The organism is Shewanella sp. (assembly GCF_013214165.1).
Taxonomy (GTDB): Bacteria; Pseudomonadota; Gammaproteobacteria; order Enterobacterales; family Shewanellaceae; genus Shewanella.
Map to the genome: position 1 here is coordinate 9,525 of NZ_JABSSM010000017.1, position 7,601 is coordinate 17,125.

Consider the following 7,601-nt stretch of genomic DNA (forward strand, 5'->3'; position numbering starts at 1 on the left):
TNNNNTNTNNNNTTNNNTCAAACCCAGGACGCAATTGAGCCACCTAGTCGTTCTTCCCGGCCGCTACTTTGCCCAGATTATAGCGCTCGAGTGCGCTCATCATATGATCGATCAACCTTTGGCTCGCTAAGCTGATGAAACGTCTGGAGGGATAGACCAGATAGCACTTACCGACATAGGGCTCTACGTCGGCAAATAACTGGGTGAGTTCACCTCGCCCAATGTGTTCACGGGTTAACACTGCGGGTAAGAAAGCAATCCCCCTACCGGTTAAACTCGCTTCCAGGCAGAGCCCGATACTATTGAGACACAAGTTACCCTTCACCGAAATGATCATATCCTTGCCGAAGGGGACCTCATTGATAATGCGACCGTTAGGGTAACGCAGCAAGATGGAGTTATGCAGCTCCAGTTCCCCGGGTAACACAGGCGTACCCGCCTTAGCCAGATAACCCGGACTGGCGACGAAATGCAGCTCTTCACTGAGTAGCTCCCGTGCCACCATCTCATTTTCATTAAATGAATCTTCTAACATGAAGGCGAGATCGATATTGTTGCGGATCATATCCTGGGGCTGGGTGCTGACAATCAGCTCTACGGTGAGTTCTGGATTTTGATCCATAAACTCGAAGATGCCATTAGCAATCTCCAACAGCTCAGGCACGGGAAATATCAGGATACGTAGGTGGCCGCCAATCTCGGCTTGAGTATCTGTGAGTTCCACCAGAGTCTGCTCAAGTTCCCCGAGAATAGACAGGGTCTTATCATAGAAGTGGCTCCCCGCAGCCGTTAACGTCATGGCTCGACTCTGGCGATGAAATAACTTGACCTTAACATCGTTCTCTAATGCCTGCAGACGGCGGCTCACGGTCGATTTAGGCAGGTTAAGTAAGTCCGCTGTTGCCACTAAACTTCCCGTCTCTTTGATGCGATGGAACAGGGCGATATCTTCAGTTTTCATAGCGCATACTCACAAGTTATCGATAAGATCACCCCCTTACGGGCAACCTGACTCAGCATTTTGACAACCTAGATTAACAAATTATCCGCTCAGTCTCATTTTATGGAACCAATAGTCCCACTTATTCCCATTTTGTTCAATATTAGATGCTGGTATCTTACTCGGCTTTGATACATTTTGTCGCACACATGGAAACCGGTTTATGAAGTACCTAGCAAAAACATTCGTAGTCATCATGATCACAGGCATATTGGCTGGCTGCAGCGCAGAGTCCATCGAAGTTGCCCCACAAAGCATTAGACCGGTGAAATTATTGGAAGTCACAGATGTTAATGCAGCTTCTATTCGCGTCTTTCCGGCAAAAATAGCCGCCACTAAGCAGGCGGATCTCGGCTTTAGAGTGCCTGGTCAGCTGATCGATTTCAGCTTGCTCGAGGGTCAGCGGGTAAAGAAAGGCACTATTCTGGCCAAACTAGATGACAGAGATGCCCGCAACAGCTTACTCAACCGCGAAGCCGATCATGAGCTGGCTACCGCCGACTATAAGCGTAAGGGGGAGCTATTACGCCGCCAGTTGATCTCACCGGCAGAGTACGATCTGGCTAAGGCGCAACTTAAATCAGCCGCAGCCGCTCTGGCTAACGCCCGCGATCAATTGAGCTACACCCATTTACTCGCGCCATATGACGGCACGGTCGCTAAGATTTCCATCGATAATTATCAGATGATCCAGGCAAACCAGTCGGTGCTGGTGTTACAGAAAGATCGTAATATCGACGTGGTGATCCAGGTGCCAGAGTCTATGGCCAGTCAGGCCATCAAATTTAATCCCCATGCTAAATTTCAACCTCAGGTGCGTTTCAGTGCTCAGCCGGAGCGAGCCTATGCGGTAAAACTGAAAGAGCATGCGACTCAAGTGACTCCCGGCACTCAAAGTTATGAAGTTGTCTTCACACTCGCCAGGCCCACTCAAATCAATATTCTTCCGGGTATGAGCGCCGAGCTGACCTTAGATCTCTCGATGGACTCTCAGTTAGAGAAGACAGTGATCCCAGCCAGTGCAGTGATGAAACGTGATCAAGATGGTGAAAATATCATCTGGCTCTACCATGCAGACACGGGCAAGGTGACGCCACAAATCGTCACCTTAGGTCGAGTCACCACCAATGGCATAGAGATATTAACGGGCTTGAGCGAGGGCGATCAGCTTGTCGTAGCCGGTGTGCAGTACCTGTCAGCAGAACAGCAAGTTAAACCGCTTCATTGGCAACGCGGGGTGTAATACCAATCCGAGTCAATATCACCTAAGCCTTAATTTTTACTCTTTCGCCTGCAAGGATTTTACGCCGTGAATTTCGCACAATACGCTATAGAACATAAAGTGGTGAGCTGGATGTTTGCCCTCTTGCTACTCGTGGGGGGCAGCATCTCATTTCTTGGGTTAGGTCAGCTAGAATTCCCCGAGTTCACCCTCAAGCAGGCACTCGTCGTCACCGCCTACCCTGGCGCTTCACCGGAACAGGTCGAAGAGGAAGTTACCTTGCCTCTGGAAGATGCGCTGCAGCAACTTGATGCCATCAAGCATATCACCTCGATCAACAGTGCCGGCCTGTCTCAAATTGAGATAGAGGTCCACGAGCATTACGGTGCAGACGAACTGCCTCAGGTGTGGGACGAGTTCCGCCGTAAGGTCAACGACAAGCTAGGTGAACTGCCACCTGGGGTGGCGACTCCGTCAGTTATCGATGATTTCGGTGATGTGTACGGTATCTTGCTCAACGTCTCAGGTGATGGCTACACGAGCCGTGAATTGCAAAATTATGCCGATTTTCTCAGGCGTGAACTCGTGCTTGTGGATGGGGTAAAAAGAGTCACCATCGCCGGTAAAATTACCCAACAAGTCGTGGTCGAGATCTCCCAGCAGAAACTCAATGCGCTGGGCCTGGACCAAGACTATATCTATAGCCTGATCAACAGTCAGAATGTGGTCTCCAATGCCGGCAGTATTCGCGTCGGCGATAACCGCATTCGCATCCATCCCACCGGTGAGTTTAGTCGAGTGGAGCAGATGGAGCGCCTGTTAATCAGCGCGCCTGGCAGCACAAAATTGGTCTACCTAGGCGATATAGCCCAGGTCTATAAAGATAACGATGAGACCCCGACAAATATTTACCACGGCAATGGCGAATCGGCTCTGTCTGTGGGTATTTCATTTTCCAGCGGCGTCAACGTGGTCGATGTTGGCGCAGCCATCAATGCCAGGCTCGTCGAGCTCGATAACGAGCGGCCCATAGGTATCGAACTCAACACTGTCTACGACCAGAGCAAGATGGTCGATCAGACCATCACCGGCTTCTTAATCAATCTGGCCGAGTCTATTGCCATAGTGATCGTGGTGCTCTTGGTATTCATGGGCGTGCGTGCCGGTCTGCTGATGGGGCTGGTACTGCTATTGACCATATTAGGCACCTTCATCGTGATGAAAATGCTCAATATTGAGCTGCAGATCATCTCCCTGGGCGCACTGATCATCGCTCTGGGCATGTTAGTCGATAACGCCATAGTGGTGACCGAAGGCATACTCATAGGCATCAAGCGTGGCCAAACCCGACTAGAGACTTCTAAACAGGTGGTGTCACAGACGCAATGGCCGCTACTAGGCGCTACTGTCATCGCCATTCTTGCCTTCGCTCCGATCGGCTTGTCAGACACGGCCACGGGTGAGTTCTGCGTCTCATTATTTCAGGTCTTGCTGATCTCGCTGTTTATCAGTTGGATCACCGCCATGACCCTAACCCCCTTCTTCTGCCACCTGATGTTCAAAGATGGCGAAGTCAGCGCTGATGAGATTGATGACCCTTACAAGGGCTTGATATTCCAGTTGTACCGTACCAGCTTAAACCTGGCCATGCGTTTTCGCGCCGTCACCCTGCTTATGGTTATCGCGGCACTGTTCACCTCGGTAATCGGCTTCGGCTACGTGAAAAATGTCTTCTTTCCGGCCTCAAACACGCCTATGTTCTTCGTGGATGTGTGGATGCCAGAAGGCACAGATATCAAGGCGACAGAGGCCTTACTCGGTCGCATAGAACAAGACCTGCTGGCCCAGCAATCGACCCAAGATATCGGTCTGGTTAACCTCACCAGCGTTATCGGTCAGGGCGCTCAAAGATTCGTGCTCTCCTATGTCCCGGAGAAAGGCTACAGCTCCTACGGTCAGCTACTGCTCGAGATGACAGATCTTGCCAGCCTAGACAGATACATGCGTACACTTGAGAAGGAGTTGAGCCTCAAGTATCCCGAAGCCGAGTATCGTTTCAAATATATGGAGAATGGTCCCAGCCCAGCGGCTAAGATTGAGGCAAGATTCTACGGTGAAGACCCTGTGGTACTGCGTCAGCTTGCCACCCAAGCCAAGGCGATCTTAGATGCTGAGCCGACAGCCGTAGGCGTGAGACATAGCTGGCGTAATCAGGTGACCCTGATCCGTCCACAACTGGCACTGGCTCAGGCTCGTGAAACCGGGATCAGCAAACAAGATCTCGATAATTCACTCCTGGTCAACTTCAGTGGTAAACAGGTCGGTGTCTATCGTGAGAACAGTCACCTGATGCCCATCATCGCCAGGGCACCGGCCGAGGAGCGCCTCGATGCCGATAGCCTGTGGAAACTCCAGGTCTGGAGCTCAGAAAATAACGTCTTCGTTCCCGCGACTCAGGTGGTCTCAGAATTTAGTACCGAGTGGGAAAACCCACTTATCATGCGCCGCGACAGGAAACGTATGCTGGCCGTATATGCCGATCCGATCAACGGCACCAATGAGACTGCCGATTCAGTCTTCAGAAAAATAAGAGCCGATATCGAAGCCATTCCGCTTCCCAGTGGTTATGAATTCGAATGGGGAGGCGAGTACGAGACTGCAGGAGAAGCCCAGGTCTCGGTATTTAGCTCAATACCTTTGGGGTATCTGGCCATGTTCCTCATCACTGTGCTACTGTTTAACTCGGTGCGCCAGCCTCTGGTTATCTGGTTTACCGTACCGTTAGCCTTGATCGGGGTAGTTACGGGTCTCTTGATATTCGATGCGCCCTTCAGCTTCATGGCGCTGCTAGGCTTACTCAGCCTGACCGGCATGATAATCAAAAATGGCATAGTACTGGTCGATCAGATAAATCTGGAACTGAGTGAAGGCAAGGAGGCTTATCGGGCTGTGGTCGACTCGTCCGTGAGCCGGGTAAGGCCCGTGTTGATGGCGGCGATAACGACTATGCTGGGTATGGTCCCTCTGCTGTCTGATGCCTTCTTCGGCTCTATGGCTATCACCATCATCTTCGGCCTGGGCTTCGCCTCGGTGCTGACCCTGATCGTCTTGCCAGTCACTTATACCTTGGCTTTCCGCATTCCTTACCCTAAACAGGAATATCAAGCAATGAAGAAGCACATATGAACAAGGCAATCACAGCCGCACTGCTCTCGGCCTTAGTCTGTCCGGGTACCGGGCATTTTTACTTGAATAAATATAATATCGGCAGCCTTATCTCTGCCGTCAGCCTGAGTGGCTTAGTCTATCTTCTCTATCAAGCCGTAGCGCGAGCAAAAGAGATCTCAGATCAGATATTATCTGGTGCCATTGAGCTGGATGTTAACCTGATCTATCAGATGGTCACCGAGCAACCGAGCGGCGCACAGGCAATTTACGTGTCTATTGCCACCTGGGCATTTATCATTGGCTGGCTGATTGGGGTTATCGATGCCTATCGACTAGGCCACGCGTTGGATAAGAGCCAGGGTAAAACCGATAAGCCCTAGACGGTAGACGGTAGACGGTAGACGGTAGACGGTAGACGGTAGACGGTAGACGATTAGAAAAAAGAAAGGCCCGGGCAATCCAACTTAGTCCGGGCCTTTACTTCAAACGCGTTAACTAGTTATTAAATGAGTACTTTTAACGGCTAACGATTAGATCCGCTTCATTGCCGTTGTCGTAGAGAAATCATGTTGAGTCGACGGGAGCACAGTCTTTGGGGCCACTGCTGATTCATTGATAGAGAATAGATATTTATCGCTGGCCGCCACCGTTTTAGAAAAATCATGGTTAGTCGACGCTTGTTGCAACTGATTGCCCTTAACAGCTTGATTAATTGAAAAATCGTAACTGGTTTTAGCCGCCGCAGTCTTAGAAAAATCAGGAATATCTGCGAACGCAGACGTCGATGAAAACACAAGTACTGCAGATAAGGCCACGCTGGTTAATAACTTCATATACAACTCCAATCTTTTTTGACCACAAGTGTGTAACACCAACTCTAGATTAGTTCTTACAAATTGTGAACAAATTAATCACATTTCATGCAAATTGATACATGTGTGAACGATTGTCTTCCGGCTAAATCGGCGAGCCCGGTGGCATCTTGAGTGGCTGAGCTATCAGTTTAACCTTAGCATCTTTCATGCCTCTCTCGACGCCATCGGCGAGCCAGGCAAAGTGAGCGGCCTCGTAGGCGCTGACCCGCTTCACCTTACGTTTAAGCTGCTTGAGGGTATAACGCAGACGGTTCGCCAGTTGCGCCTTCACCTCGGGTCGAGTCTGCTGAGCATGGTAGCTGGCTAACAACTCATCGAGTATCACGCTGTTAACCCGCATCCAGACTCCTTGTTCGGCGCCGTTGGGAATATCCTCATATAGCGTGCTGCCCAGTAGTTTATCGACGAGTGCCGGAACGGATAGCTGTTCCCTGTCGCCTATGTAGCCCTGATTCACACGATTGAGTCGTAAAGGCGCGAGCAGCTGCTGCACCGTATGACGGCTCAAGACCTCGGCCATACCGAGAGGGTCTATGATGACCCCAAGATTTGAGTCGAAACTTTCCCGTGTCCTATTGTAGTTACCCATCTTGGGCACTAAGGATTCCTGCAATGTCTGGGAGATAGCGAGCGCCTCGGGTGACAAGGTATCGAGCAAGGCATTCAGGGCGCGCTTTTGCAGCTGAGGTGCAATGTAGTGCCAGGATTCGCCTTCGACGCCTTCGCTATAGCTATAATCTGTGCCGCCGATGAATTTAGCCGCGGCGGTGATCTGATAACGATTGAGCAGGTAGATGGGCACGAAGATATCGCTTAGCTCCCCCCTGGGCTGATCCGCTAACAGTGCCGAAGGAGAGAAATCAGCGATCGCCTTGGCTCGCACCTTATCGATACGGATAAGCTCGGCAACGGGATCGCTGCCATTATCCCAGAGGCTGGCGTAGGCATTACTGGCCCCTTTCGTGCGAGAATCCGCTTCACCTATGTAGCGCAGTCCCTGACGTTGCACCTGAGTCATGAGTGCAGATAACTGCGCCGACTCCTCGGCAGCGTCGCTATATTCGCTGTAGCCATATTCGACTATGTATTTATCCCAGGCACCGACTCCGACACCATAGGGAGCAGAAATATCTATCTTCTCGTCTTTCAGTGTTGCCTGTGGATGGGGGTAATCCATCACAGAGGCATTGTCATTACTCGAGGCGGCGAAGTTATGATCGAAACCTAAGGTGTGGCCAACCTCGTGGGCCGCCAACTGACGAATTCGGGCCAGAGAAAGTGCCATAGATGCATCTTCTGCGGCCTGTCTATCCTCCCAACCCGCAGTGAGGCCGCG

Annotated in this window: 5 protein-coding genes and 1 pseudogene; 3 read left to right on the forward strand and 3 right to left on the reverse strand. The window is 51.0% G+C overall.

The features are described from left to right. Positions 1-17 precede the first annotated feature (17 nt). Positions 18-961, reverse strand: a pseudogene (locus tag HRU42_RS05710) (LysR family transcriptional regulator). Between the two features lie 202 nt (positions 962-1,163). Between HRU42_RS05710 and HRU42_RS05715 the strand changes: the two are divergent. From HRU42_RS05715 to HRU42_RS05725, 3 genes are all read left to right on the forward strand, one after another. After that, positions 1,164-2,243 (forward strand): efflux RND transporter periplasmic adaptor subunit, encoded by a 1,080-nt coding sequence (locus HRU42_RS05715; RefSeq protein WP_295029444.1) that lies wholly within the window; start codon positions 1,164-1,166, stop codon positions 2,241-2,243. Between the two features lie 66 nt (positions 2,244-2,309). Beyond that, complete coding sequence (locus HRU42_RS05720; protein ID WP_295029445.1) at positions 2,310-5,408, forward strand: efflux RND transporter permease subunit; 3,099 nt, start codon at positions 2,310-2,312, stop codon at positions 5,406-5,408. Then, positions 5,405-5,770 carry a hypothetical protein gene (locus HRU42_RS05725; protein WP_295029446.1) on the forward strand — a complete coding sequence of 122 codons (366 nt, stop codon included), beginning with the start codon at positions 5,405-5,407 and terminating at the stop codon, positions 5,768-5,770. Before HRU42_RS05720 ends, HRU42_RS05725 begins: the two co-directional genes overlap by 4 nt. Positions 5,771-5,920: 150 nt before the next feature. Here the strand turns inward: HRU42_RS05725 and HRU42_RS05730 are convergent, their stop codons facing one another. Both HRU42_RS05730 and HRU42_RS05735 read right to left on the reverse strand, forming a co-directional pair. Beyond that, a complete protein-coding gene (locus HRU42_RS05730) occupies positions 5,921-6,223 on the reverse strand; it encodes a hypothetical protein (protein WP_295029447.1) in 303 nt (100 codons plus the stop codon). A gap of 124 nt (positions 6,224-6,347) precedes the next feature. Next, the coding region (locus HRU42_RS05735; RefSeq protein WP_295029449.1) for a zinc-dependent metalloprotease at positions 6,348-7,601 on the reverse strand (1,254 nt) is incomplete at its 5' end.